At 63.1% G+C, this 24,006-nt stretch carries 22 protein-coding genes and 1 pseudogene; 16 read left to right on the plus strand and 7 right to left on the minus strand.

The window, feature by feature from the left end:
- The first annotated feature begins 41 nt into the window (after positions 1-41).
- The gene (locus NKK47_RS25595) at positions 42-2,462 is read left to right on the plus strand and encodes a dipeptide ABC transporter ATP-binding protein (RefSeq protein WP_352578709.1); all 2,421 of its coding nucleotides are present in this window, start codon (positions 42-44) and stop codon (positions 2,460-2,462) included.
- A gap of 14 nt (positions 2,463-2,476) precedes the next feature.
- Here NKK47_RS25595 and NKK47_RS25600 read toward each other — a convergent pair whose 3' ends face one another.
- Positions 2,477-3,067 (minus strand): transglycosylase SLT domain-containing protein, encoded by a 591-nt coding sequence (locus tag NKK47_RS25600; protein WP_023675850.1) that lies wholly within the window; start codon positions 3,065-3,067, stop codon positions 2,477-2,479.
- A gap of 218 nt (positions 3,068-3,285) precedes the next feature.
- Between NKK47_RS25600 and NKK47_RS25605 the strand changes: the two genes are divergently transcribed.
- Together NKK47_RS25605 and NKK47_RS25610 are read left to right on the plus strand one after the other, a co-directional pair.
- Positions 3,286-4,824 carry a trimethylamine methyltransferase family protein gene (locus NKK47_RS25605; RefSeq protein ID WP_352578710.1) on the plus strand — a complete coding sequence of 513 codons (1,539 nt, stop codon included), beginning with the start codon at positions 3,286-3,288 and terminating at the stop codon, positions 4,822-4,824.
- A 79-nt stretch (positions 4,825-4,903) separates the two neighbouring features.
- Positions 4,904-7,345 (plus strand): GcvT family protein, encoded by a 2,442-nt coding sequence (locus tag NKK47_RS25610; protein WP_352578711.1) that lies wholly within the window; start codon positions 4,904-4,906, stop codon positions 7,343-7,345.
- 4 nt (positions 7,346-7,349) lie between these two features.
- On the opposite strand, the gene NKK47_RS25615 is transcribed toward NKK47_RS25610, so the two are convergent.
- Positions 7,350-7,742: a DoxX family protein gene (locus NKK47_RS25615; RefSeq protein ID WP_352456225.1), complete on the minus strand. Its 393-nt coding sequence runs from the start codon at positions 7,740-7,742 to the stop codon at positions 7,350-7,352.
- 155 nt (positions 7,743-7,897) lie between these two features.
- Positions 7,898-8,674 carry a VOC family protein gene (locus tag NKK47_RS25620; RefSeq protein ID WP_352456224.1) on the minus strand — a complete coding sequence of 259 codons (777 nt, stop codon included), beginning with the start codon at positions 8,672-8,674 and terminating at the stop codon, positions 7,898-7,900.
- A gap of 173 nt (positions 8,675-8,847) precedes the next feature.
- Here NKK47_RS25620 and NKK47_RS25625 point away from each other — a divergent pair.
- From NKK47_RS25625 to NKK47_RS25650, 6 genes and pseudogenes are all read left to right on the plus strand, one after another.
- Positions 8,848-9,562, plus strand: a pseudogene (locus NKK47_RS25625) (gamma-glutamylcyclotransferase).
- A 140-nt stretch (positions 9,563-9,702) separates the two neighbouring features.
- Positions 9,703-11,067: an NAD(P)-dependent oxidoreductase gene (locus NKK47_RS25630; RefSeq protein ID WP_352578712.1), complete on the plus strand. Its 1,365-nt coding sequence runs from the start codon at positions 9,703-9,705 to the stop codon at positions 11,065-11,067.
- A gap of 2 nt (positions 11,068-11,069) precedes the next feature.
- Positions 11,070-12,383 carry an NAD-dependent dihydropyrimidine dehydrogenase subunit PreA gene (preA, locus tag NKK47_RS25635; protein ID WP_352578713.1) on the plus strand — a complete coding sequence of 438 codons (1,314 nt, stop codon included), beginning with the start codon at positions 11,070-11,072 and terminating at the stop codon, positions 12,381-12,383.
- A gap of 112 nt (positions 12,384-12,495) precedes the next feature.
- Positions 12,496-13,014: an RrF2 family transcriptional regulator gene (locus NKK47_RS25640; RefSeq protein ID WP_352453193.1), complete on the plus strand. Its 519-nt coding sequence runs from the start codon at positions 12,496-12,498 to the stop codon at positions 13,012-13,014.
- Between the two features lie 13 nt (positions 13,015-13,027).
- Positions 13,028-13,486 (plus strand): carboxymuconolactone decarboxylase family protein, encoded by a 459-nt coding sequence (locus NKK47_RS25645; protein ID WP_352578714.1) that lies wholly within the window; start codon positions 13,028-13,030, stop codon positions 13,484-13,486.
- Positions 13,487-13,545: 59 nt separating this feature from the next.
- Positions 13,546-13,923, plus strand: coding sequence for a DoxX family protein (locus NKK47_RS25650; protein ID WP_352505667.1), 378 nt, complete (start codon positions 13,546-13,548; stop codon positions 13,921-13,923).
- Positions 13,924-13,953: 30 nt separating this feature from the next.
- On the opposite strand, the gene NKK47_RS25655 is transcribed toward NKK47_RS25650, so the two are convergent.
- Positions 13,954-14,676 carry an SDR family oxidoreductase gene (locus tag NKK47_RS25655; protein ID WP_352471496.1) on the minus strand — a complete coding sequence of 241 codons (723 nt, stop codon included), beginning with the start codon at positions 14,674-14,676 and terminating at the stop codon, positions 13,954-13,956.
- Positions 14,673-15,524: an SDR family NAD(P)-dependent oxidoreductase gene (locus NKK47_RS25660; protein WP_352578715.1), complete on the minus strand. Its 852-nt coding sequence runs from the start codon at positions 15,522-15,524 to the stop codon at positions 14,673-14,675. The genes NKK47_RS25655 and NKK47_RS25660 overlap by 4 nt, the downstream gene beginning before the upstream one ends.
- Positions 15,525-15,629: 105 nt before the next feature.
- On the opposite strand from NKK47_RS25660, the gene NKK47_RS25665 reads away from it, so the two are divergent.
- Positions 15,630-16,502, plus strand: a complete 873-nt coding sequence (locus NKK47_RS25665) for a helix-turn-helix transcriptional regulator (RefSeq protein ID WP_352578716.1) — start codon at positions 15,630-15,632, stop codon at positions 16,500-16,502.
- 66 nt (positions 16,503-16,568) lie between these two features.
- Here NKK47_RS25665 and NKK47_RS25670 read toward each other — a convergent pair whose 3' ends face one another.
- Entirely contained in the window at positions 16,569-17,210 is a 642-nt protein-coding gene (locus NKK47_RS25670) for a TetR family transcriptional regulator C-terminal domain-containing protein (RefSeq protein ID WP_352578717.1), read from the minus strand.
- Positions 17,211-17,453: 243 nt separating this feature from the next.
- Here NKK47_RS25670 and aptA point away from each other — a divergent pair, with 243 nt between their 5' ends.
- The 5 genes from aptA (at position 17,454) to NKK47_RS25695 (ending at position 22,473) form a co-directional block, all read left to right on the plus strand.
- Entirely contained in the window at positions 17,454-18,782 is a 1,329-nt protein-coding gene (gene aptA / locus NKK47_RS25675; RefSeq protein ID WP_352578719.1) for an omega-aminotransferase AptA, read from the plus strand.
- A 109-nt stretch (positions 18,783-18,891) separates the two neighbouring features.
- A complete protein-coding gene (locus NKK47_RS25680; RefSeq protein WP_352578720.1) occupies positions 18,892-19,338 on the plus strand; it encodes an endonuclease domain-containing protein in 447 nt (148 codons plus the stop codon).
- A 3-nt stretch (positions 19,339-19,341) separates the two neighbouring features.
- The gene (locus NKK47_RS25685; protein WP_352578721.1) at positions 19,342-20,592 is read left to right on the plus strand and encodes a Zn-dependent hydrolase; all 1,251 of its coding nucleotides are present in this window, start codon (positions 19,342-19,344) and stop codon (positions 20,590-20,592) included.
- A gap of 58 nt (positions 20,593-20,650) precedes the next feature.
- On the plus strand, positions 20,651-22,102 hold the full coding sequence (gene hydA, locus NKK47_RS25690; RefSeq protein WP_352578722.1) for a dihydropyrimidinase: 1,452 nt from the start codon (positions 20,651-20,653) through the stop codon (positions 22,100-22,102).
- A gap of 29 nt (positions 22,103-22,131) precedes the next feature.
- A complete protein-coding gene (locus NKK47_RS25695) occupies positions 22,132-22,473 on the plus strand; it encodes a hypothetical protein (protein ID WP_352578723.1) in 342 nt (113 codons plus the stop codon).
- A gap of 35 nt (positions 22,474-22,508) precedes the next feature.
- Here NKK47_RS25695 and NKK47_RS25700 read toward each other — a convergent pair whose 3' ends face one another.
- Positions 22,509-22,913: a cupin domain-containing protein gene (locus NKK47_RS25700; RefSeq protein WP_023675871.1), complete on the minus strand. Its 405-nt coding sequence runs from the start codon at positions 22,911-22,913 to the stop codon at positions 22,509-22,511.
- A gap of 176 nt (positions 22,914-23,089) precedes the next feature.
- Here NKK47_RS25700 and NKK47_RS25705 point away from each other — a divergent pair, with 176 nt between their 5' ends.
- Positions 23,090-23,881 (plus strand): ABC transporter ATP-binding protein, encoded by a 792-nt coding sequence (locus tag NKK47_RS25705; RefSeq protein WP_352453396.1) that lies wholly within the window; start codon positions 23,090-23,092, stop codon positions 23,879-23,881.
- The last annotated feature ends 125 nt before the right edge of the window (positions 23,882-24,006 follow it).

Here is a 24,006-nt window from a genome sequence, read left to right on the forward strand (position 1 = left end):
TTCGGCCCGACATGCCTGAAGAACAAGGATTGGAGCGACCCATGAATGAGGCAGTTCGAAATCCCGCCAAGCCGACCAATGGGCCGACCAATGGGCCGATCATCGAGATCGAGAACCTGTCGATCTCCTTCTTCACCCGCAAGGGCGAGATCCCGGCCGTCATGGATTTTTCCTGCACGGTCATGCCCGGCGAGGCGATGGGTATTGTCGGCGAATCCGGCTGCGGCAAGTCGACCGTGTCGCTCGGCATCATGCGCGATCTCTCCAACATCGGAAAGATCGTCGGCGGAAAGATCAAATTCCAGGGCAAGGACATGGGAGAACTGTCCGACGAGGAACTGCGAGCTATCCGCGGCAACAAGATCGCGATGATCTACCAGGAGCCGATGGCCAGTCTTAACCCGGCGATGAAGGTCGGCCAGCAGCTGATGGAAGTGCCACTGATCCACGACAAGGTGTCGAAGGACGAAGCTTACAAACGCGCCTTGGAAATGGTGCGCGCGGTGAAGCTGCCGGATCCCGAGCGCATGATGCGTTCCTACCCGCACCAGCTTTCCGGCGGTCAGCAGCAGCGCATCGTCATTGCCATGGCGCTGCTGTCGAAGCCGGCGCTGCTTCTGCTCGACGAGCCGACGACAGCGCTCGACGTGACGGTGGAGGCCGGCATCGTCGACCTGGTCAAGGGGCTGGGCGAGAAGTTCGGCACCTCGATGATCTTCGTGTCGCACAATCTCGGCCTGATCCTGGAGACCTGCGACCGCATCACGGTGATGTATTCGGGCGAAGCGGTGGAGACCGGCAAGATCAAGGACGTCTTCGACCGGATGCGCCATCCCTACACGCAAGGCCTGTTCCGCTCGATCCCGCTGCCGGGCGCCGACAAGAACTCGCGGCCGCTGATATCCATCCCGGGGCAGTTGCCGCTACCGCACGAGCGGCCGAAGGGCTGCAATTTCGGCCCGCGCTGCCACCATTTCGTCGAGGGCGTCTGCAACGCCGCCGAAATTCCGATGATCGCGGTCGAAGGCCATGACGGGCATTTCTCGCGCTGTGTGCGCTTCAACGAGATCGACTGGGAGGCGCTGCCACCCGGCGCCAAGAAGGTCAACGAGCGGGTGGTGCCCGGTGCGCCGGTGCTCCAGATCGAAGACCTCCGGAAGTACTACAAGGTCGGCGGCAGCGAAGTGTTCGGCTCGAGCGAGGGCCGTGTCGTCAAGGCCAATGAGACGATCTCGTTCATGGCGCGCGAATCCGAGACCGTCGCGATCGTCGGCGAATCCGGCTGCGGAAAATCGACCCTGGCCAAGGTGCTGCTCGGCCTCGAAACGGCAAGCTCCGGCCGCGTGAAGCTCGGCAATAAGGAGATCCAGTCGACCGGGATCGAGAAGCGCAGCGTCGACACGGTGTCGTCGATCCAGATGGTGTTCCAAAATCCGTTCGACACGCTCAATCCCAGCCATTCGGTCGGTTCGCAGATCATCCGTACGCTGGAAAAGTTCAACGTCGGCGACACGGTGGCCGACCGCCGCAAGCGGATGCTGGAATTGCTCGACCTGGTGAAGCTGCCGAGGGCATTCGAGACGCGCAAGCCGCGCCAGCTTTCAGGCGGCCAGAAACAGCGCATCGGCGTTGCGCGTGCCTTTGCCGGCGACGCCAAGGTGGTGGTGGCCGACGAGCCGGTCTCGGCACTGGATGTGTCGGTCCAGGCCGCGGTGACCGAGCTCTTGATGGACATCCAGCGCAAGAACAAGACGACGATGCTGTTCATCAGCCACGATCTGTCGGTGGTGCGCTACATCGCCGACCGCGTCGTCGTCATGTATCTCGGCTATATCGTTGAGCAAGGCACGACCGACCAGATATTCGCGCCGCCCTATCACCCCTATACCGAGGCATTGCTGTCGGCGATCCCGATCGCCGACACAAGCGTGGTCAAGAAGCACATCGTGCTGGAGGGCGACATCCCTTCGGCGATGAACCCGCCGTCCGGCTGTCCGTTCCAGACGCGCTGCGGCTACAAGAAACTGGTGCCGGACAACCTTTGCGAAACCACGGTGCCGCCAGTCAAAAATCTCGGCGACGGCCATATGAGCTTGTGCTGGCTGTCCGACGACGTGCTGGCGAAAATGGAGCCGGTGATCAAATTCGACAAGGAGCACGCCGCGAATGAGGGCGTGCCGGATGATGCAAACCACGGTGTTGGCCCGGGCTTTGCCGGAGATCCGCCCAAGCGCCCGCATGGAAAGACTGGCAGCGTTGAAGCCGATGCCGAGGGTCAGGCGGTGGAGAATGCCGAAGCGGTCGCCAAAGCCCGCCGTCACGAGGTTCGCGACGAGGTTTCAGAGACCGGCACCTCAAGCTCTGCCGACAGCCAGGTGGCACCAATCATGCCGCCGACTGTCGGCGACGGCCGACAGGCCGAGGACGCCACGCGCAAGCCGCGCAAACCCAAGGGCGGCTGAGAGCCGTTAATAGGCTAGGGCGCGCATTGCCGTAGCTGCGCGGCGTAGTCCTGCGCCATCTGTTCGGTGGCATGCGCATAGCGCTGCACGTCGGCGTCGCCGCGATTGCCGCGCTTATAGGCATTCCAGCCGAGATAGTAGGCGAGATACAGATTGTAGGTGTCGTTGCGGGCGACGCCGAGGGTCTCGGCGGTCTTGGAATGATACCAGCCGACGAAATCGACGGCATCGGCAAACCTGGTGCGGCGCGCCGCCCAGCTGCCGGTCTCGTTCTGGTATTGCGCCCAGGTGCCGTCGAGCGCCTGCGAGAAGCCGGTGGCGCTGGAGATATGTTTCCAGGGAATGAAGCCCAGCAGCTTGGTGCGCGGCGGCCTGGCGTTGCTCTTGAAGCCGGATTCCTTGCGCACCGTCGCCATCAGTACTGGGACCGGCACGCCGTATTTCTGCTCGGTGCGTTGTGCCGCCGCCTGCCAATTGTCGAACCAGCCGTCATTCTGGTCGAAAACGGCGCAGACATCGTTGATGTGGTTCGGCGGCGTCGCGCAGGCCGAAAGCGCCAGCGGCACGGCAATCGCTACAATTTTACTAAAACTCAACCTACGCATTGCAAGAGCATTAGGCCGAAAACATAAAAGGAATCTTGCTGCGTTCCTTAACGGCTCATCGGCCGCTTTGCCTGACGCGGAACAAGTATAACCATTCCGACGTTTGTTGTCGCTTTTGCCGATGTGAAATTCCCGGAATGCCGCCTTGGCTAAAATCACGCCCGCAGGTGGCGGATTCTTGACAGCTCGATCCTCGTGCCGGCGCTTTGATGCGCGGCATGAGCGAACCAAGACGCAAGCGCGGCGCCGAGCGAACCAGCAACAGGGGACCGACCGCCATCCCGCAACTGCCGTTGCGCCGCGTCACCAATCCCTATCCGCCAATGGCGATGCTCTCGGCCGACCAGATCGAGGCGATCCACCAGGCGTCGATGCATATCTTGGAGAATTTCGGCATCGAGGTGATGAGCCCGCGGGCGCTGTTGCTGTTCGAGAAGGCCGGGGCCAAGGTCGATCATGCAACGATGAACGTCCGCATCGATCGCGGCATGATCGAGGAAGCGCTGAAGACGACGCCGTCCAGCTATACGCTGACGCCGCGCAATCCCGCCCATGCCGTCCACCTCGGCGGCAATACCATCAACTTCACGCTCGTCGCCGGGCCGCCGAATGTGCACGACATGGAGCGCGGCCGCCGTGCCGGCAATTTGCGCGATTATTCCGATCTCGTCCGGCTGGCGCAGCATTTCAACTGCATCCACATGCTAGGCAACCAGGTCTGCGCGCCGGTAGAATTGCCGGCGAATTCCCGTCATCTCGACACCTATTTCGCCAATCTGACACTGACCGACAAAAGCTTTCACGTCTCGGCCATCGGCCGCGGCAGGGCGCTCGACGGCATCGAAATGATGGCAATCGCGCGCGGACTGACGCTTGACGAGATGCGCGACGATCCCGGCGTCACCACGATCATTTCGGTCAATTCGCCGCGCCGCTTCGACGAGATGATGGCCGAGGGGCTGATGACGATGGCCGAGTTCGGCCAGTCGGTGGCGGTAACGCCATTCACGCTGATGGGGGCGATGAGCCCGGTGACGCTTGCCGGCGCGCTCGCCCAGCAGAATGCCGAGGCGCTGTTCGGCGTGGTGCTGACGCAGCTCGTCCGCCCCGGCGCGCCGGTGATGTATGGCGCCTTCACCTCCAATGTCGATATGAAATCGGGAGCGCCGGCGTTCGGCACGCCTGAAAACACCAAGGCGAATATCGCGTCCGGACAGTTGGCGCGGCGTTACAACCTGCCTTATCGCACAACGCCGGGCTCGGCTTCCAATGCCGCCGACGCGCAAGGCGCCTATGAGACGCTGATGGCGCTGTGGGGCGCGGTGCTCGGCCATGGCAACCTCGTCTACCATGCCGCCGGCTGGCAAGAGGGCGGGCTGACTGCGTCGTTCGAAAAGTTCATCATCGACGTCGAGATGATCCAGCACATGATGGAGTTTTTGCGCCCGATCGAGGTCAACGAGGCCGAGCTTGCTGTCGAGGCTCTGGGTGCGGTTCCGACCGGCGGCCACTTCTTCGGCGAGCCGCACACGCTGGAGCGCTACGCCACAGCCTTCTACCAGCCGATGCTGTCCAACTGGCAAAATTTCGAGGCCTGGCAGGAGGCTGGCGGGCTCGATGCCACGGCGCGGGCGACGAGGCTTTGGAAGAAGGCGCTGGAGGACTATGTCGAGCCGGTGATGGAAGTCTCCAGGCGCGAGGCGCTTGAGACGTACGTGGCCAAGCGCAAGGAAGCGATCGGGCAAAGCGAGCCGTGATGATCGAAGGCTTGCGCTCGTGGGGCTCCTCCCCGAATTCATCGTTCCCATCCAACTCGTTGACGTCAGAGAGAATCCCATGAAATCGCATGCAAAGGTCGTGGTTATCGGCGGTGGCGTTGTCGGGTGCTCCGTGCTGTTCCATCTGGCCCGTCACGGCTGGACCGACATCGTGCTCCTGGAGCGCAATGAATTGACCTCCGGCTCGACCTGGCACGCCGCCGGCGGCATGCACACCATCAATGGCGATCCCAATGTCGCCAAGCTGCAGAAATACACAATCTCGCTCTACAAGGAGATCGAGGAACTGTCCGGCCAGGCGACCGGCGTGCATTTGACTGGCGGCGTCTTGCTGGCAGCGACGGAGGCGCGGCTCGACTGGCTGCGCGGCGTCGTCGCCAAGGGCCGCTATCTCGGCATCGAGCTCGAGGAGATATCGCCTGACGAGGCGGCCGAGCTGATGCCGTTGCTCGATCCCAAGCAGTTCGTCGGTGCCGTCCGCAACAAGGAGGACGGTCATCTCGACCCGTCCGGCGTTACCCACGCCTACGCCAAGGCGGCGAGGAAGCTTGGTGCCGAGGTCGAGCGTTTCACCAAGGTCGAGGACATTGTGCGGCGCGCCGACGGGCTGTGGCGCGTCATCACCAACAAGGGCGAGGTTGTGGCCGAACATGTCGTCAATGCCGGCGGCCTGTGGGCGCGCGAGGTCGGCCGCATGGTCGGGCTGGAGCTGCCGGTGCTGGCGATGGAGCACATGTACCTGATCACCGAGGACATGCCGGAGGTCGCCGCCTGGAACCAGAAGACCGGCACGGAGATCATCCATGCGGTCGACTTCGACGGCGAGCTCTATCTGCGCCAGGAACGCGGCGGCATGCTCATGGGCACTTACGAAAAGGCCAACAAGCCATGGTCCGAGTTCCAGACGCCATGGAATTTCGGCCACGAGCTGCTCGAACCCGACATCGACCGCATCGCACCGTCGCTGGAGGTTGGCTTCCGGCATTTCCCGGCGTTCCAGAACACCGGCATCAAGCAGATCATCAACGGACCCTTCACCTTCGCGCCGGACGGTAATCCGCTGGTCGGGCCCGTGCGCGGCCTGCCGGGGTTCTGGGTGGCCTGTGGTGTCATGGCGGGGTTCTCGCAGGGCGGCGGCGTCGGCCTGGCGCTGTCGAACTGGATGATCGAGGGCGATCCCGGCGCCGACATCTGGGCGATGGACGTTTCGCGCTACGGCGACTGGGCCACGATGGCCTATACCAACGCCAAGGTGCGCGAGAACTATTCGCGGCGGTTTTCGATCCGCTTCCCGAACGAGGAACTGCCGGCTGGGCGACCGCTCAAGACGACGCCGGTCTATGATCTGTTGTCGGCCGAGGGCGCGCAATGGGGCGTCGCCTATGGGCTGGAAGTGCCGCTGTGGTATGCGCCCGAAGGGGTCAAGGACGAATTCTCCTGGCGCCGCTCGAGCGACTTCGAGCATGTCGCGAAAGAAGTGGAGACGGTTCGGCAACGCGTTGGTCTGTCGGAAATCTCGTCATTTGCCAAATACAGAGTGACCGGCGCGGGTGCAGCAACCTGGCTCGACCGCTTGCTGGCCTGCAAGCTGCCAAGGCCCGGCCGCATGACGCTGGCGCCGATGCTGAAGGAAGACGGCAGGCTAATCGGCGATTTCACGCTGGCCAATCTCGGCGGTCCAAATTCTGCAAGTAAGGATTGGTTCCTGGCCGGCAGCGGTGTCGCCGAGCAGTACCACATGCGCTGGTTCGAAGCGCACCTGCCGAAGGACGACTCTGTTAGCATCGAGGCGCTGGGAGCAAAACTCACCGGCTTATCGATCGCCGGGCCGAGCGCGCGGAACCTTCTTGAAAAGGTCACACGATCTGACGTGTCGAATACGGCCTTTCCGTTCATGGCCATCAGCAGGATGGATATCGGCATGGCGCCGTGCCTGGTCGGGCGCGTCAGCTACACCGGCGACCTCGGCTACGAGATCTGGGTGGCGCCGGAATATCAGCGTGCCGCCTATCAGGCGCTGATGGCGGCGGGCGAGGAATTCGGCATCGGCCTGTTCGGCTCGCGCGCGCTCAATGCGCTGCGGCTCGAGAAGAATTACGGCTCATGGGCGCGCGAATACCGGCCGATCTATGGGCCGCTGGAGGCCGGCCTCGACCGCTTCGTCGCCTACGGCAAAGAGGCCGATTTCATCGGCAAGCAGATGGCGCTGGCCGAGCGCAAGCAAGGCGGCAGACTGCGGCTGCGGGCCTTTGTCGTCGATGCTGCCGATGCCGACGTCATCGGCGACGAGCCAATCTGGTACGGCGGTGCCGTGCGCGGTTGGGTCACGTCGGGCGGCTACGCGCATCATTCGAAAAAGTCCGTCGCCATCGGCTATGTGCCGAAAGAGATTGCCGACGAAGCCGACGGCTTCGAGATTGAGCTTCTGGGCAAACGCCACGCTGCGCGCATGCAGCCGATCCCGCTGTTCGACGCGAATTTCGAGCGGATGCGTGGGTGACGTTTCAGGCACCGCGGCGGTTGTCCAGCGCCAGGGCGCCGGCGCCGGCGAACGCCAGATACAGGAAGATGAAACAGAACGATATTGCCGCATCGCCGCCATTGTTGACCGGGAAGAAGTCGCGCGGCATGTGCGCCATGAAATAGGCGATCGCCATCTCGCCGCTGAGAAGGAATGCCACCGGTCTGGTGAAAAGCCCCAATACCAGCAGGATGCCGCCTCCGAATTCCAGGATGGCCGCGGTCAGCGATAGCCCGCTCATGGTGCCGGCATGGTCGCCGACGGGGAAATTGAACAGTTTCTGGGTGCCGTGCTCAATGAACTGCAGCGCCGTCATGATGCGCAAGGCGGCAAGGGCGAACGGTTGATATCCGGCGAGGCCTTCGAAAAGCTTCATCTACGACTCCATTTTCACCTAGCCCGGCCATAGGTCATCGCCAAAGGCCGGACCATTCACATAGTCCGGCCTGCATTCAACTGTCGGTGAGTGAGTCGTGAGGCGTGCTGCAGCCTTGGGGCCGCATGATGGCGGCCCCGCGATCAGCGCGGCCGTTAATGCCCGGGCGCTGTCAGAGCAAAATGCGCGCCTTGCGGGTCTGTGCACTGTACGATCCAGCTGCCGCCGGGGACCTCCATCGGACCCATCAGGATCTTGCCGCCATTGTCGGTGACGCGCTTGGCTGCCGCGTCGATGCCGGGCACGTTGAAATAGAACTGCCAGACCGGCGCCGGGATCTGCTCGGGCTTGTTCATCATGCCGCCAACGGGCTCGCCGCCGAAGGCGAAAAGCTGGTAGACGCCCATCGGACCCATATCCATGGCGTCGCCCTTCTCCCAGCCGAACTGGCTGGAATAGAAATCGAACGCCGCCTTCCAGTCTGACGTGTAGAGCTCATGCCAGCCGATGTTGCCGGGGGTCGCCAACGGTAGCGGCGGCTGGTCGGGGCCGCTGGGCTGCAGGAAGTTGAACATCGCGCCTTGCGGGTCTGCAACGACGGCGAAGCGGCCGACGCCAGGAATGTCGTCGGGCTCGCGGTGAACCGCGCCACCAGCCTTCTTGAGGGAGGCCGTTGCGGCATCGACGTCCCTGGTGAGGATATAACCGACCCAGGCCGGCGGCATGCCCATCTTGCGCGCGTCATCGGGCAGCGTCATCAACCCGCCGACGCCGCGCTCGCCGACATTCATGACGATATAGCGCGGCATGCCCTGGGCCCCTTCGAAAGGCTGCCCCCTCCAGCCCACCACGGAGGTGTAAAACGCCTCGGCGGCGTCGAGATCGGTGGTCATCAGCTCGTACCAGAAGAAGGGCATGGGGGACTGTGGCATTGTCGTGCTCCTTGCGGTTTGTACATCGATCATGCGCGATCCATTCTAGGACGATCTTCACGACGAAAATCCGACAGCCAACCAAAAAAGATGACGGCAAATTGGAAATGTTACCGGGTTGCGCGCCCTGCGGTTTTCGACTTTGCTCGCAGTCAACGAGGGGTTGTTGATCCATGCGCCGGATGTCGCTCACTTCCGAACTTGTCGCGCTGTGCCAGGGAGGAGGCCGATCCCGGCCCCGATGGCAGCTGGACGCAGCTGACGGACGAAGACTTCAGGGCCCTTGCCTTGCGTCTTTCAAGCGAAGCGGACGAGGCCCCATTATGGGTGTTCGCCTACGGCTCGCTGATCTGGAAGCCGGCGTTCGAGTCCGCCGAGCAACAGCGTGCCACCGCGTTTGGCTGGCATCAGTCCTTCTGCCTCGACATGGTCCGCTGGCGCGGCAGCGTCGCGCAGCCCGGGCTGATGATGGCGCTCGAGCGGGGCGGACGCTGCAATGGCGTCATCTACCGCCTGCCGGAAGGCGAAAAACCGCTGCAGGTCGAAAGGCTGTTGCGGCGCGAGATCGACGACCGCGAGAGCATCGGTTCGGTCAGGTGGCTTCCCGTGCATACGGCCCAAGGCACAGTCAGGGCGTTGGGCTTCTGGGTCGGCGTAACCGGCAGGGGCACCTCGCTCAAACAGCCGCTGGAAAAGGTGGCGCGGGTGCTGGCGAGAGCCTGCGGGCATGTCGGATCCGGTGCCGAATATCTCTTCAACACCGTCAGTCACCTGGAAGAGTTCGGCATTCGCGACCGCAATTTGTGGCGGCTGCAGGAGTTGGTCGCGGAGGAGATCCTCTCCATCCACGGCAACACCCCTGAACGCGGTTCCGTAACTGCTTCGTGACGCGCATGGCCGTTTGTAAAACATGACTATTATCGTCATGTTTGTTGAAGTTTTTCAGTTGCTTGCGCCGAAAATTGACCAATTGATAAAAAAATAAAACGTGCTAGCCTTCCCCAAAACAAGAACATGGGGAACTGACGATGCCAGAAGGCCAGTTCAAGCAAGGCATTGCCGGCGGGCGGCTCTCGCCGGACCAGTATGCCGATAACTTCGCCGACCTGCACCCGCCGCTCGATCATCACGAGGCGCTGGTCGAGTCCGACCGCTGCTATTTCTGCTATGATGCGCCGTGCATGAATGCATGCCCGACCTCGATCGACATCCCGCTGTTCATTCGCCAGATTTCGACGGGCAATCCCATCGGCTCGGCCAAGACTATTTTTGACCAAAACATTTTGGGCGGCATGTGCGCCCGCGTCTGCCCGACCGAGACGCTGTGCGAAGAAGTCTGCGTGCGCGAGGTGGCCGAAGGCAAGCCGGTGCAGATCGGTCGCCTTCAGCGCTATGCCACCGATGTCGCCATGGCCGAAAACAAGCAGTTCTACGAGCGCCCCGAACCGACCGGCAAGACGGTCGCCGTGGTCGGCGCCGGACCGGCCGGGCTTGCCGCCGCGCATCGGCTCGCCCGTCATGGCCACGACGTGACCATCCTGGAAGCTCGGCCAAAGCCCGGCGGGCTCAATGAGTACGGTATCGCCGCCTATAAGAGCGTCGACAATTTTGCCCAGGCCGAAGTCGACTATGTCACGTCGATCGGCGGGATCGACATCCAGAACGGCAAGGCGCTCGGCCGTGATTACCAGCTGTCGGACCTGACCAGGAATTACGATGCGGTGTTCCTCGGCATGGGGCTTGCCGGCGTCAATGCCTTGCGAGCGGATGGCGAGGAGGCGCAAGGCGTCACCAATGCCGTCGAGTTCATTGCCGAGCTTCGCCAGGCCAGCGATCTGGCCAGCCTGCCGGTCGGCCGGCGCGTCGTCGTCATCGGCGGCGGCATGACGGCGATCGACGCGGCGGTGCAGTCGAAGCTGCTCGGAGCCGAAGAGGTGACGATCTGCTATCGGCGCGGCCCGGAGCACATGAACGCCTCCGAATTCGAGCAGGACCTGGCTGCCGCCAACGGCGTCATCATCCGGCACTGGTTGCAGCCGAAGCGGGTCATTGCCGACGGCGGCAAGGTGTCGGCGATCGAGCTCGAATACACCGCGATGGACGGCGACCGGCTCGTCCGCACCGGCGAGCGGCTGACGCTCGTCGCCGACCAGGTGTTCAAGGCGATCGGCCAGAGTTTTGTCCCGGCTGCGCTCAACGGCAGCGGGGCTTTGCTTGACCTGGAAGCCGGCCGCATCAAGGTCGACGCCGAAGGCCGCACCTCGCTGCCAAACGTCTGGGCCGGCGGCGACTGCATCTTTGGCGGCGACGACCTGACAGTCTCGGCCGTCGCACAAGGCCGCGACGCGGCGGAAAGCATTCATCGGGCACTGACCTCGAACGGGAGGGCATGAGCATGGCAGACATCCGCAACAATTTCGTCGGCATCAAATCGCCGAACCCGTTCTGGCTAGCCTCGGCGCCGCCGACCGACAAGGCCTATAACGTCATCCGCGCCTTCAAGGCTGGCTGGGGCGGCGTTGTCTGGAAGACGCTCGGCGAAGAAGGGCCGCCGGTGGTCAACGTCAACGGGCCGCGCTACGGCGCCATCTGGGGCGCCGATCGTCGCCTGCTTGGCCTGAACAATATCGAGCTGATCACCGACCGTGACCTGCAGGTCAATCTGCGCGAGATCAAGCAGGTCAAGATGGACTGGCCCGACCGGGCGATCGTCGTCTCGCTGATGGTGCCGTGCGAGGAGCATGCCTGGAAGGCGATCCTGCCGGTGGTCGAGGAGACCGGCGCCGACGGCATCGAGCTCAATTTCGGCTGCCCGCACGGCATGTCGGAACGCGGCATGGGTGCGGCAGTCGGCCAGGTGCCGGAATACATCGAAATGGTGGTGCGCTGGTGCAAGGCCAATACCCGCATGCCGGTCATCACCAAGCTGACGCCCAACATCACCGACATACGCAAGCCGGCACGCGCTGCCCTTGCCGGCGGCACCGACGCGGTGTCCCTGATCAACACCATCAATTCGATCACCGGCGTCAACCTCGACAATTTCGCACCGGAGCCGACGATCGACGGCAAGGGTTCGCATGGCGGCTATTGCGGTCCGGCGGTGAAGCCGATCGCCATGAACATGGTGGCCGAGATCGCGCGCGATCCGGAAACGCATGGCCTGCCGATCTCCGGTATCGGCGGCATCACCACCTGGCGCGATGCCGCCGAATTCATGGCGCTCGGCGCCGGCAATGTGCAGGTGTGCACGGCGGCGATGACCTACGGCTTCAAGATCGTGCAGGAGATGATCGCCGGCCTGGAAAACTGGATGGACGAGAAGGGCCATGCCACGCTCGACGACATCGTCGGCCGTGCCACGCCCAACGTCACCGACTGGCAGTATCTCAACCTCAACTACGTCGCCAAGGCGCATATCGACCAGGATGCCTGCATCAAATGCGGCCGCTGCCACATCGCCTGCGAGGACACTTCGCACCAGGCGATCACCGCAATCGTCGATGGCGTCAGGCATTTCGAGGTGATCGAGGCCGAATGCGTCGGCTGCAATCTCTGCGTCAATGTCTGTCCGGTCGAGAACTGCATCACCATGGAGGCGCTGGCGGTCGGCGTGATGGACCAGCGCACCGGCAGGCCGGTGTCGCCGATCTATGCCAACTGGACGACGCATCCGAACAATCCGATGGCCAAGGTGGCGGCGGAGTAGCGCACAGCCCGTTGTGGAAAAGCGGCACCTGCGGGCGCCGCTTTTTTCAAATGGCTATTGCGGACATAAATTATCCAGGATACTGTATCTCCATGAATTGGAGATCATCGCAATGAAGCTGGGCGAAGGCGTCGAAGCGGCCATCCACTGCGCCGCGATGCTCGCCGGCGTTGATGGCGCCGCGACCTTGCCAGGTGCTGCCATGGCCGAAGCGTTCGGGCTGTCGCCGAGCTATCTGCTTAAGCATCTCAACGCGCTGACTGCGTCCGGCATTCTGGAATCAGTGCCGGGGCCGTCCGGCGGCTACCGGCTGGCGCGGCCGGCGGAACGCATAACGCTGCTCGATATCGTGCTGGCCGTCGAGGGGCGTGAACCGGCGTTCCGCTGCGCCGAAATCCGCCAGCGCGGCCCAGCGAAGCTCGATGCCTCGGTCTATGTCAAACCCTGCGGCATCAACGTAGCCATGCTGAAGGCCGAGCGTGCCTATCGCGCCGCGCTCGCCGACGCCCGGTTGTCCGACATCGTTGCAGAATACACGGCCGATGCCGATCCCCGTTCGGTCGCCGCGAACTGCGCCTTCGTCGAGCGCCATCGGCGGCCGCAGAAATCAAGTTCAACCAAGCAAGCATGAAAGGCTAAAGACGATGAAACAGAGGCTGCAATTTTTCGGCGCGGCGCCGGAGATCATGAAGGCGGTGTCGGCGCTCAACAAGGCAGTCGACGAATGCGGGCTCGAAAAAAGCCTGTTGCATCTGATCAAGTTCAGGGCGTCGCAGATCAACGGCTGCTCGTATTGCGTCGAGATGCATAGCCGCGAAGCGCGCCGCGACGGCGAAAGCGAGCAGCGGCTCTATCTCGTCTCCGCCTGGAAGGAATCGCCGCTGTTTTCAGAGCGCGAACGCGCGGCCTTGGCCTGGACCGACGCGCTGACCAGGATTGCCGACAACGGTGTGTCGGACGAACTCTATGCAAGGACGCTCGAGCATTTCTCGGAAGAGGAGCTGGTCAAGCTCTCGGTGGCGCTCGGCATGATCAACACCTGGAACCGGCTTTGCATTCCGTTCCATGCAATCCATCCGATGCCAGCGGTCTTGGCCGCCTGAGGACCAGGTGCGCGGCCTTGCGCCGCGCGCCTCTTTTCTGCCCAAGGACCCCCGACAGCATGTTTTTAAACTTTGATAGTGAGATCCTTTTCGCCGCCCGCCTGCTGCTTGGCGGCGCCTTTGTCTTTGCCGGCCTGCGCAACATCCAGAATGCGGCGTTGGTGAGCCAATTGATGACGACGCGCGGCGTGCCGCAGGCGCGGCCGGTGCTGTGGCTGGGGATCGTCCTGCAGATCATCGCCGGAGCACTGGTGATCGCGGGCATCTGGACCGCTCCGGCGGCGGCATGCCTGATCCTGTTCCTGATCGTCGCCACGCCGATGTTCCATAACTTCTGGGATCATCAGGGCCCGGAGCGCGCGTCCCGCATCAACGGCTTTGTCGGCAACGTCGCGCTGGCCGGAGGATTTCTGGCGCTGATCGCGCAGTCGCTTTGACAACGACTGATGCCTCTTGGAGGCAGCCGCTCACGCCGCATACCGCAAGCCGCCATCACAGGTCAGGACCTGGCCGGTGACGAAGCTGTTCGAAACCAGGAACGCGATCGCCTCGGCGACGTCCTCGGCGCGGCCGATACGGCCGACCGGCGTCTTGCCGGCGTACTCGGCAAACACCGCATGGCGCTGTTCATCGGGCAGGAAATCCCACCACGGCGTGTCGATGACGCCCGGCGCCACGACATTGACGCGTAACGGCTTCAGCTCCATCGCCAGGATAGGCACCACGGTCAGCAGCATGCCGTTGACGGCGGCGATGCCGGCGACACCCGGCGCCGACAATTGCGCCGACACCGCCGAGATGAAAGTCACCGAGCCGCTCTTGTTCAGCGTCGGCAAGGCGGCCTGCAGGCAGGAGAGCTGTGGCCGGACCTTCTCGTCGACGCCACCGCCGATGTCGGTCAGGTCAAGTGTTTCGAACGGGCCGAGCCCCTTGCCGCCGCTGGCGGCCAGCACCAGGTGATCGAAAGGCCCGAGATCGTTGAAGAACCGGCGAACCTCGTCCGGCTTCGCGGCATCGAAGGCAGCTTTTTCGACAGCGCCGCCAAGGCTTTGCCATGCATTGTCGAGCCTTTCCCTGCTGCGCCCGGTGATCGTCACCTTCATCCCCGGGCCAAGCAGCTTTTTCGCGGTGGCGAGGCCAATGCCGGAGGAGCCGCCGACGATCACGGCGTGCTGCGTTTTCTCGATCATGAATTTTCTTTCTTCGATGTGGCGGAAGCGGGTGCGAGCCCGACAAGACCGAGGCTCAATTCACGCAACTGCTGCCTCGCCTTCGCGTCATAGGCTTGCGCATCGGCGCGGGATTCCCTTTGGCCGTCGAAATAGAGGCCGCTTCGCCCTTCCAGCGTGGGCGATGTGGCGAGATTGATGATGGCTTCGGCGCCGGTTTCGACCGAACTCCAGGGTGTGACGCCCGCCTGCCGCACCATCGTGGTGTTCATGTAGCTTGCCGGATGCAGGCTGTTGACCGTGACGCCGGTGCTGTTCAGCTGCTCCGCCAGATCGATGGTGAACATGATCTGCGCCAGCTTGCTCTGGCAGTAGGCACGGACGCCGTCATAGGAGCGGGTCAGCATGACGTCGTCGAAGTCGATCGCCTGCTGGCCGGCCGAGGCGACGTTGACGATGCGCGCCGGCGCGCTGGACTTGAGCAGCGGCAGCAGCTCCGTAGTGAGCAGGAAGCCGGCGAGATAGTTGACGGCAAAGCGCAACTCGTAGCCGTCGGCGCTGACCTGTCGTTTCGCGTTGGGGCCGGCGGTGCCGACGCCGGCATTGTTGATGAGGATATCGAGCCGCTTGGTCCTGGCGCGCACGGCCTCGGCGAGACGGCGGACTTCGGCCAGGGAGGAGAGATCGGCGACAAGCAGCTCGGCCTTGCCGCCGGCGGCTTCGATTTCGGCCACGGTCGCCTTGCCCCTTGTCGCGTCGCGGCCATGCACCAGGATGCGGGCGCCGCCGGCGCCGAGCCTTTGCGCGACTACGCGGCCGACGCCGTCGGTCGAGCCGGTGATGAGGATTGTCTTGTCTTTCAGTTCCATGTTCGGAGCCTCCATGTCATCGCTCTGAGCAGAAAGATGGGGCACCAGACGCATGCCAAACAGTTCAAACTTTATCCTGGTATCGGTACTGCTATAATAGCGCCGATGGATTCCACCACGCATTCTGCCGAAGGCAGCCGTCGCCGCGAGCTTGGCGCCTTTCTGCGTTCGCGGCGCGAAAGGCTGACGCCATCGGCCACGGGCATCTCGACCGGCCTGCGCCGGCGCACACCCGGGCTGCGGCGCGAGGAGGTGGCGATGATCGCCGGCGTTGGCACGACCTGGTACACCTGGCTGGAGCAGGGGCGCGACGTCAGGCCATCGGTGGAGGTGCTGACGGCGCTCAGTCAGGCGTTGCGTCTGGATGCGGCCGAGCAACGGCATCTGTTCATCCTTGCCGGCCGGCCGCAGCCGGAGCGTCGCGTCGACGCCCCGGAAGGGGTCGACGGTCCCTTGCTGCACATGCTGCAAAGCCTGGTCCTGCAGCCGGCCTATGTCGTTGGGCGTCGCTGGGATGTGCTGGCCTGGAACTCTGCCGCGGCAGCCGTGTTCGGCGACTATGGCCTGCTGGAGGGCGATGCCCGCAACATCGTCCATATGGTTTTCACCAATCCACATCATAGGCGCCTGCTCGTCGATTGGGAGGAACTGGCGCGTGCCGTGCTGGCGTCATTCCGGGCAGAAAGCGCCAGATATGTCGGCGATCCGGATTTCGAGCGGCTGATCGCGCTGATGACGCGCTCGAGCCCGGAGTTTCGCGCCTGGTGGCCGCTACGCGACGTGGCCCGTAACCTGTCGGGTGTAAAGCATGTCAGGCATCCGATAGCGGGTGCCATGGCGTTCGAGCATATGAGCCTGTCGATCGACGACGGCTCCGACATGAAGCTGATCGTCTACACGCCGCTCGCCGAGCAGAACTCGATCGCCAAGCTCGAACAGCTGCTGGAGACGCTTCCGGCCGAGCGGCGCAGCGCGTGAACCCTATCTTTGTTTTGACCATGATCTTGTCCGAAAACCGGCTTCCACTTTTCGGGATCATGGTCGTCAGCTCTTCGGCTTCAGCCCGTCGATGAACAGCTGCTCAAGAAATCTTGCGGCGTCCTCGAAGCGGCCGTCGCCGCCGCGGTCGGGGCCGAGCACGGCGCGGACCTGCACGTCGAAATCGGCATAATGCTGCGTTGTCGCCCAGATCGAAAAGATCAGGTGCCAGGGGTCGGTGCGGGCGATCTTGCCGGCGCGCATCCAGCCCTTGATGACGTTGGCTTTCTCGTCGACCAGCGTCTTCAACTCGCCTTCCAGCATCGGCATGATGCGCGGCGCGCCCTGCAGGATCTCATTGGCGAACAGGCGGCTCTCGCGCGGGAAATCGCGCGCCATTTCCAGCTTGCGCCTGATGTAGCTGCGCAATTCGGTCAGCGGATCGCCAATGTCGTCGAGCTCGCGCAGCGGCGCCAGCCAGGTGTCGAGAAGCCGCTGCATCAGCGTCTTGTGGATGTCCTCCTTGCGGCGGAAATAATAGAGCAGGTTCGGCTTCGACATGCCGGCGGCTTCGGCGATCTGGTCGATGGTCGAGCCGCGAAAACCGTTGGTGGAGAAGACTTCTAGCGCCGCCTCCAGGATGAGCTCGCGCTTTTCCAGCTGAATGCGGGTGCGGCGAGGAGCGGAGCTTTCGACCGCCCCCGTCACCCCGCAAAACCTTCGCCGTGAGGAGTGTCTGGACCAATTCTCTGGACCAGTTTTTCCTCGCCCTGTGGAGCGCACTTCGAAAGCCGCATTTCCGCTAGTAATCCCTTGACCGCTGATAAGGCGGTGCTAACGTTTGTCCAACCGGTCAAAAATTTGCGTAGCACGAAAACGTCGCGAAGACCAAGCGTTGGTAAGACCAAGCGTTAGCCGCACCGAAACAGGTTACAAGGGGAAGTCTTGGTCATGTCCAACCGGCTGAAAGTCACGCCGAACGATCTCAGCGCATTCTGGATGCCGTTCACGGCAAACCGGCAGTTCAAGCAGGCGCCGCGCATGATGGTGTCGGCCAAGGATATGCACTACACGACCAGCGACGGGCGCAAGGTGCTCGACGGCACCGCCGGCCTGTGGTGCGTCAATGCCGGCCACTGCCGCCCGAAGATCACCGAGGCGATCCAGAGCCAGGCGGCAGAGCTCGACTACGCACCGGCGTTCCAGATGGGCCATCCGATCGTGTTCGAACTGGCGAACCGCTTGGTCGACATCGCGCCGAAGGGCATGGACCATGTTTTCTTCACCAATTCCGGATCGGAATCGGTCGAAACGGCGCTGAAGATGGCGATCGCCTATCACCGCGCCAAAGGCGAGGGCTCGCGCACCCGTCTGATCGGCCGCGAACGCGGCTATCACGGCGTCAATTTCGGCGGCATTTCGGTTGGCGGCATCGTCACCAACCGCAAGATGTTCGGCACGCTGCTCGGCGGCGTCGATCACATGCCGCATACGCATCTGCCGGAAAAAAACTCTTTCACCAAGGGCGTGCCGGAGCATGGCGCGGAACTGGCGAACGAGCTGGAGCGCATCGTCGCGCTGCACGACGCCTCGACCATTGCCGCCGTTATCGTCGAGCCGGTGGCCGGTTCCACCGGCGTCATCCTGCCGCCGAAGGGCTATCTCGAGAAGCTGCGCGAGATCTGCACCAAGCACGGCATCTTGCTGATCTTCGACGAAGTCATCACCGGTTTCGGCCGTCTCGGCACGCCGTTTGCGGCCGACTATTTCGGTGTCACGCCGGATATCATGACCACGGCGAAGGGCGTCTCCAACGGCGTCATCCCGATGGGCGCGGTGTTCGTGAAGAAGGAAATTCACGACGCGTTCATGACCGGGCCCGAGCACATGATCGAGTTCTTCCACGGCTACACCTATTCGGGCAATCCGATCGCCTGCGCGGCAGCGTTGGGCACGCTCGACACCTACAAGGAAGAGGGGCTGCTGACGCGCGGCGAGGAACTGGCGCCGTACTGGGAGGACGCGCTGCACTCGCTGAAAGGCGAGCCGAACGTCATCGATATCAGAAACATCGGCCTGATCGGCGCGATCGAGCTGGCGCCGATCGCCGGCCAGCCGACGAAGCGGGCCTTCTCGGCTTTCGTCAAGGCGTTCGAGCGTGGTGCATTGATCCGCACCACCGGCGACATCATCGCGCTATCGCCGCCGCTGATCATCACCAAGGGTCAGATCAACGAATTGATCGACCATGTGCGCGAAGTGCTGAGGGCCGTGGATTGAACCAGGTGCAGCTTTCCCTCCCCCTCGAGGGGAGGGTGGCCGCGAAGCGGCCGGGTGGGGTCGGCGCGGCAGCGCGCCAGCCTGACCTTCGGCCGCATAGGTGCCTGTGATGCCCCGGACCCGCGTGAGCTTCGAAATGCGCCAAAAGGCGCGCGCGCTTCGAGTACATGCGACCAAAGGCGAATCGCTGCTTTGGTATGAACTGCGCGAATTGAAATCGGCTGCGATGAAATTCCGGCGCCAGTGTCCGATCGGGCCTTATATCGTCGACTTTGCCTGCCTTGCGGTAAAGCTGGTCGTTGAAGTCGATGGTGATCTGCACGAACAGGAGAAGGGCAAACGGCACGACGCCGTCCGTGATGCCTATCTGCGGTCGCTCGGATTCGATATCTTTCGCGTCGATGAGCCCGATGTCATAAACAGCGCTTGGCATGTCGCACAAGTGGTCAAGGATAAGGTCGCGCGCATGTCAGCCGACCCCACCCGACCGCTTCGCGGCCACCCTCCCCTCGAGGGGGAGGGGGACGCTGGCGTGCCACAACCAATGAGGTTTTAGAATATGGCCGCCCCCGGCGAGAATCTGCGAATCAATTCAGACCGTTTGTGGGATTCGATAATGGAGATGGCGAAGATCGGCCCCGGCATTGCCGGCGGCAACAATCGCCAGACCGTTACCGACGAGGACGGCGAAGGGCGGCATCTGTTCAAGCTTTGGTGCGATGAGGCGGGGCTCGAAATGGGCATCGACGAGATGGGTACGATGTTTGCCCGCCGCGAAGGCAGCGACCCCAGCCTGCCGCCGGTCTATGTCGGCAGCCACCTCGACACCCAGCCGACCGGCGGCAAATATGACGGCGTGCTCGGCGTGCTCGGCGGCCTGGAGGTCGTGCGCTCGCTCAACGATCTCGGCATCAAGACAAAGCATCCGATCGTCGTCACCAACTGGACCAACGAGGAAGGCGCGCGGTTTGCGCCGGCGATGATGGCGTCCGGGGTGTTCGCCGGCGTGCTCGATCAGGCCGACGTCTATTCGCATGCCGACAAGGACGGCAAGAAATTCGGCGAGGAGCTCGAACGGATCGGCTGGAAGGGCACCGAGAAAGTCGGCGTGCGCAAGATCCACGCCTTCTTCGAATTGCATATCGAGCAGGGCCCGATCCTCGAGGACGAGGGCATCGACATCGGTGTCGTCACCCATGGGCAAGGGTTGAAATGGCTGCAGGTGACGCTGACCGGCAAGGAGGCGCATACCGGCTCGACGCCGATGCCCAAGCGGCGCAATGCCGGGCTCGGCATGGCGCGGGTGATCGAGTTGGTGCACGAGATCGCCATGGACTATCAGCCCGACGCCGTCGGCGCGGTCGGCCACATGGAGGTCTATCCGAACTCGCGCAACATCATTGCCGGGCGCACCGTCTTCACCATCGACATCCGCTCGCCGGAAAAGGAGGTGCTGGACGCCATGGACGGGCGCATCCGCGAAGGCATCGACACGATCTGCGACGCGCTCGACATCAAATATCAAATCGAGCAGGTCGGCCATTTCGACCCGGTCACCTTCGACGCGGGCTGCGTCAAGGCTGTGCGGGATGCGGCGGAGCGCCTGGGATATACGCATCGCAACATCGTCTCCGGCGCCGGCCATGACGCCTGCTGGATCAACCGCGTCGCACCCACCGCAATGGTGATGTGCCCCTGCGTCGACGGTCTCAGCCACAACGAGGCCGAGGAAATCACCAAGGAATGGGCAGCGGCCGGCGCCGACGTGCTGTTCCATGCGGTCGTCGACACGGCGGTGATTGTCGAATGATGGGATAGCCTCGCAACGCCGCTCACAAGAAGCGCGAAGAGAATAAGGGAACAAGAAAATGTCCAAAGTCATCAAGAATGGCACCATCGTCACCGCCGACCGCACGTGGAAGGCCGACGTGCTGTTCAAGCACGGCAAGATCATCGGCATCGGCTCGGATTTGCATGGCGACCATGAGTTCGACGCCAGCGGCTGCTATGTGATGCCGGGCGGCATCGACCCGCACACCCATCTCGAAATGCCGTTCATGGGCACCTATTCGGCCGACGACTTTGAATCCGGTACCCGCGCGGCCCTTGCCGGCGGCACGACGATGGTCGTCGATTTCTGTCTGCCGGCGCCGCAGCAGTCTCTGCTCGAGGCCCTGCAGATGTGGGACAACAAGACCTCGAAAGCGTCCTGCGACTATTCCTTCCACATGGCGATCACCTGGTGGGGCAAGCAGGTGTTCGACGAGATGGCCACCGTCGTCGACAGGGGCATTACCTCGTTCAAGCATTTCATGGCCTACAAGGGCGCGCTGATGGTCGATGACGACGAGCTCTATTCATCGTTCCAGCGCTGTGCCGATCTCGGCGCGCTGCCGCTGGTTCATGCCGAGAATGGCGACGTGGTGGCGGCGCTGTCGCAGAAGCTGCTGGCGGCCGGCAACAGCGGCCCGGAGGGACACGCCTATTCGCGCCCGCCTGAAGTCGAAGGCGAGGCGACCAACCGCGCCATCGTGATCGCCGACATGGCCGGTGTGCCGCTCTATGTCGTGCATGTCTCCTGCGAGCAGGCGCACGAAGCCATCCGCCGGGCGCGCCAGAAAGGCATGCGGGTATTCGGCGAGCCGCTGATCCAGCACCTGACGCTGGACGAGAGCGAATATTTCAACAAGGACTGGGACCATGCGGCGCGCCGGGTGATGAGCCCGCCCTTCCGCAACAAACTGCACCAGGATTCGCTGTGGGCCGGCCTACAGGCCGGATCGCTGCAAGTGGTGGCGACCGACCATTGTGCCTTCACCACCAAACAAAAGCGCAACGGCGTCGGCGATTTCACCAAGATCCCGAACGGCACGGGCGGGCTCGAGGATCGTTTGCCGGTGCTGTGGACGACCGGCGTCAAGACCGGCCGGCTGACGATGAACGAGTTCGTCGCGGTGACCTCGACCAACATCGCCAAGATCCTCAACATGTACCCGAAGAAGGGCGCCATCGTCGAAGGCGCGGACGCCGACATCCTCGTATGGGACCCGAAGCGCAAGAAGAAGATCACGGCCAAGAAGCAGCAGTCGGTGATCGACTACAACGTCTTCGAAGGTTTTGAGGTAACCGGCCTGCCGCGCTTCGTCTTCTCGCGCGGCGAACTGTCGATCGAGGAAAACGAGGTCAAGGCGAAGCCCGGCCATGGCGAATTCGTCGCTCGCGAGCCGAACGCGGCGGTCAACCGGGCGCTGTCGACGTGGAAGGAAATTTCCGCGCCGCGCAAGGTGGAACGGACGGGCATCCCGGCGACGGGCGTTTGAGCTTGGCGAGCCACGGAGCGATTATCTCAATGGCCGCGGTGATCCTTGCCGCCGGGTCGGCGGCGGCTGACGTCCTTGCCGGCTCCTTTGGCAATGAGGTCGGTTGCGCTGGTGTACGGCTCGGTTATCAGGACAGCGACGATTATGTCGTGCTGACCGCCGACGGCGTCGAAACCTATGGCAGCGGCTGCCAGTTCGCACAGCGACTGACGACGGCGCCTGGCACCCTGTTGTTGAGCTCCACCTGTTTCGCCGAGGGCGAGGAGGGCACGACCACGGATGTCGTCAAGGTCATCAACAGAGGAGGGGACGGTTTCTTCGTGACCATTCCCGGCCTTGAGGAGATAGGGCCGCTGAAATCATGTTCGTGACGGTGCCGATGACGACCGCCGCCTCGATGCCGGCGTCAGGCGACCAACCCGTCCAGTTCCGGCAGCAGGACGACGCTTTCCTGTTCGTTGGGATCGGTGCGGGCAATGACCGCCGAGGCGGGGCCGTCGCTCAGATTGGCCGGCAGATGCGGCACGCCGGGGGGAATATAGAAAAGATCGCCGGCCTTGACCACGATATGCTGTTCGAGCCGGTCGCCATACCAGGTATGGACTTCGCCGGAGAGCACATAGATCGCGGTTTCATGGTTTTCGTGCATATGCGCCTTGGCGCGGGCACCCGGCGGCATGGTCAGCAGATGCATGCAGATGCCGGACGAGCCGACTGTTTCGGCGGCGATACCGGCGAAATAACTCAGGCCCTGCTTGCCTTCATAAGAGCTTTCAGGGCGGATAAGATGGCAAGTCGGTTTGGGCGACATCGGGGCAACTCCGGGCGTCTATCTGATGGGACAAGGGCGCGTAGATCTGGGGCGAGTAGAACTGGGGCGAGTAAAACTGGGGCGAGTAGGACTGGGCGAGTGGAAAGCAACATCGGGGTAAAATCAATGGGATTCCGGCCGGCGCCGCAGTGGCCGGAAGCGACAGGCTACGGCCGATGACGGGAGTATCGCCAGCCGTTGTTTCGGCAAGCAAGCTTGGCCTTACCTTCCAGACCAATGATGGTCCGGTACAGGCGCTGTCGAATGTCGACCTGACCATCGGCAAGGGGGAATTCGTGTCCTTCATCGGGCCCTCCGGCTGCGGCAAGACGACCTTGCTGCGCGTCATCGCCGATCTGGAGAAGCCGACATCGGGAGCCATCTCCGTCAACGGCATGACGCCCGAGCAGGCGCGCCAGAGCCGCGCCTATGGCTATGTCTTCCAGGCGGCCGCACTTTATCCGTGGCGCACGATCGAGCGCAATGTGGCACTGCCGCTGGAGATCATGGGCCTGTCCAGGGCGGAGCAGGCGGCGCGCATCAAGCGAACCCTCGACCTTGTCAACCTCAGCGGCTTCGAGAAGAAATACCCCTGGCAGCTTTCGGGCGGCATGCAGCAGCGCGCCTCGATCGCGCGGGCGCTCGCCTTCGACGCCGACCTTTTGTTGATGGACGAGCCGTTCGGCGCGCTGGACGAGATCGTGCGCGATCACCTCAACGAACAGCTGCTGGAGCTTTGGGAGCGGACCAACAAGACTATCTGCTTCGTCACCCATTCGATCCCTGAGGCGGTCTATCTGTCGACGCGCATCGTCGTCATGTCGCCGCGCCCGGGGCGTGTCAGCGACGTCATAGAATCGACGCTGCCGAAAAAGCGGCCGCTCGATATCCGCGAGACGCCGGAGTTCCTGGCCATCGCGGCACGCGTGCGGGACGGGCTGAGGGCAGGGCACAGCTATGATGATTGAGCGGGATGACCTCCCTCCTCTCCCCGTCGGGGCCAGCGGGGCCACCCATGCCTTCGTCATCCTAGGGCGGAGCAGCCGCGAAGCGGCCTGCGCAGACCCTAGGATCCATGCCGTGACGTCGGCCG

Source organism: Mesorhizobium sp. M0019, assembly GCF_040323975.1.
Taxonomy (GTDB): Bacteria; Pseudomonadota; Alphaproteobacteria; order Rhizobiales; family Rhizobiaceae; genus Mesorhizobium.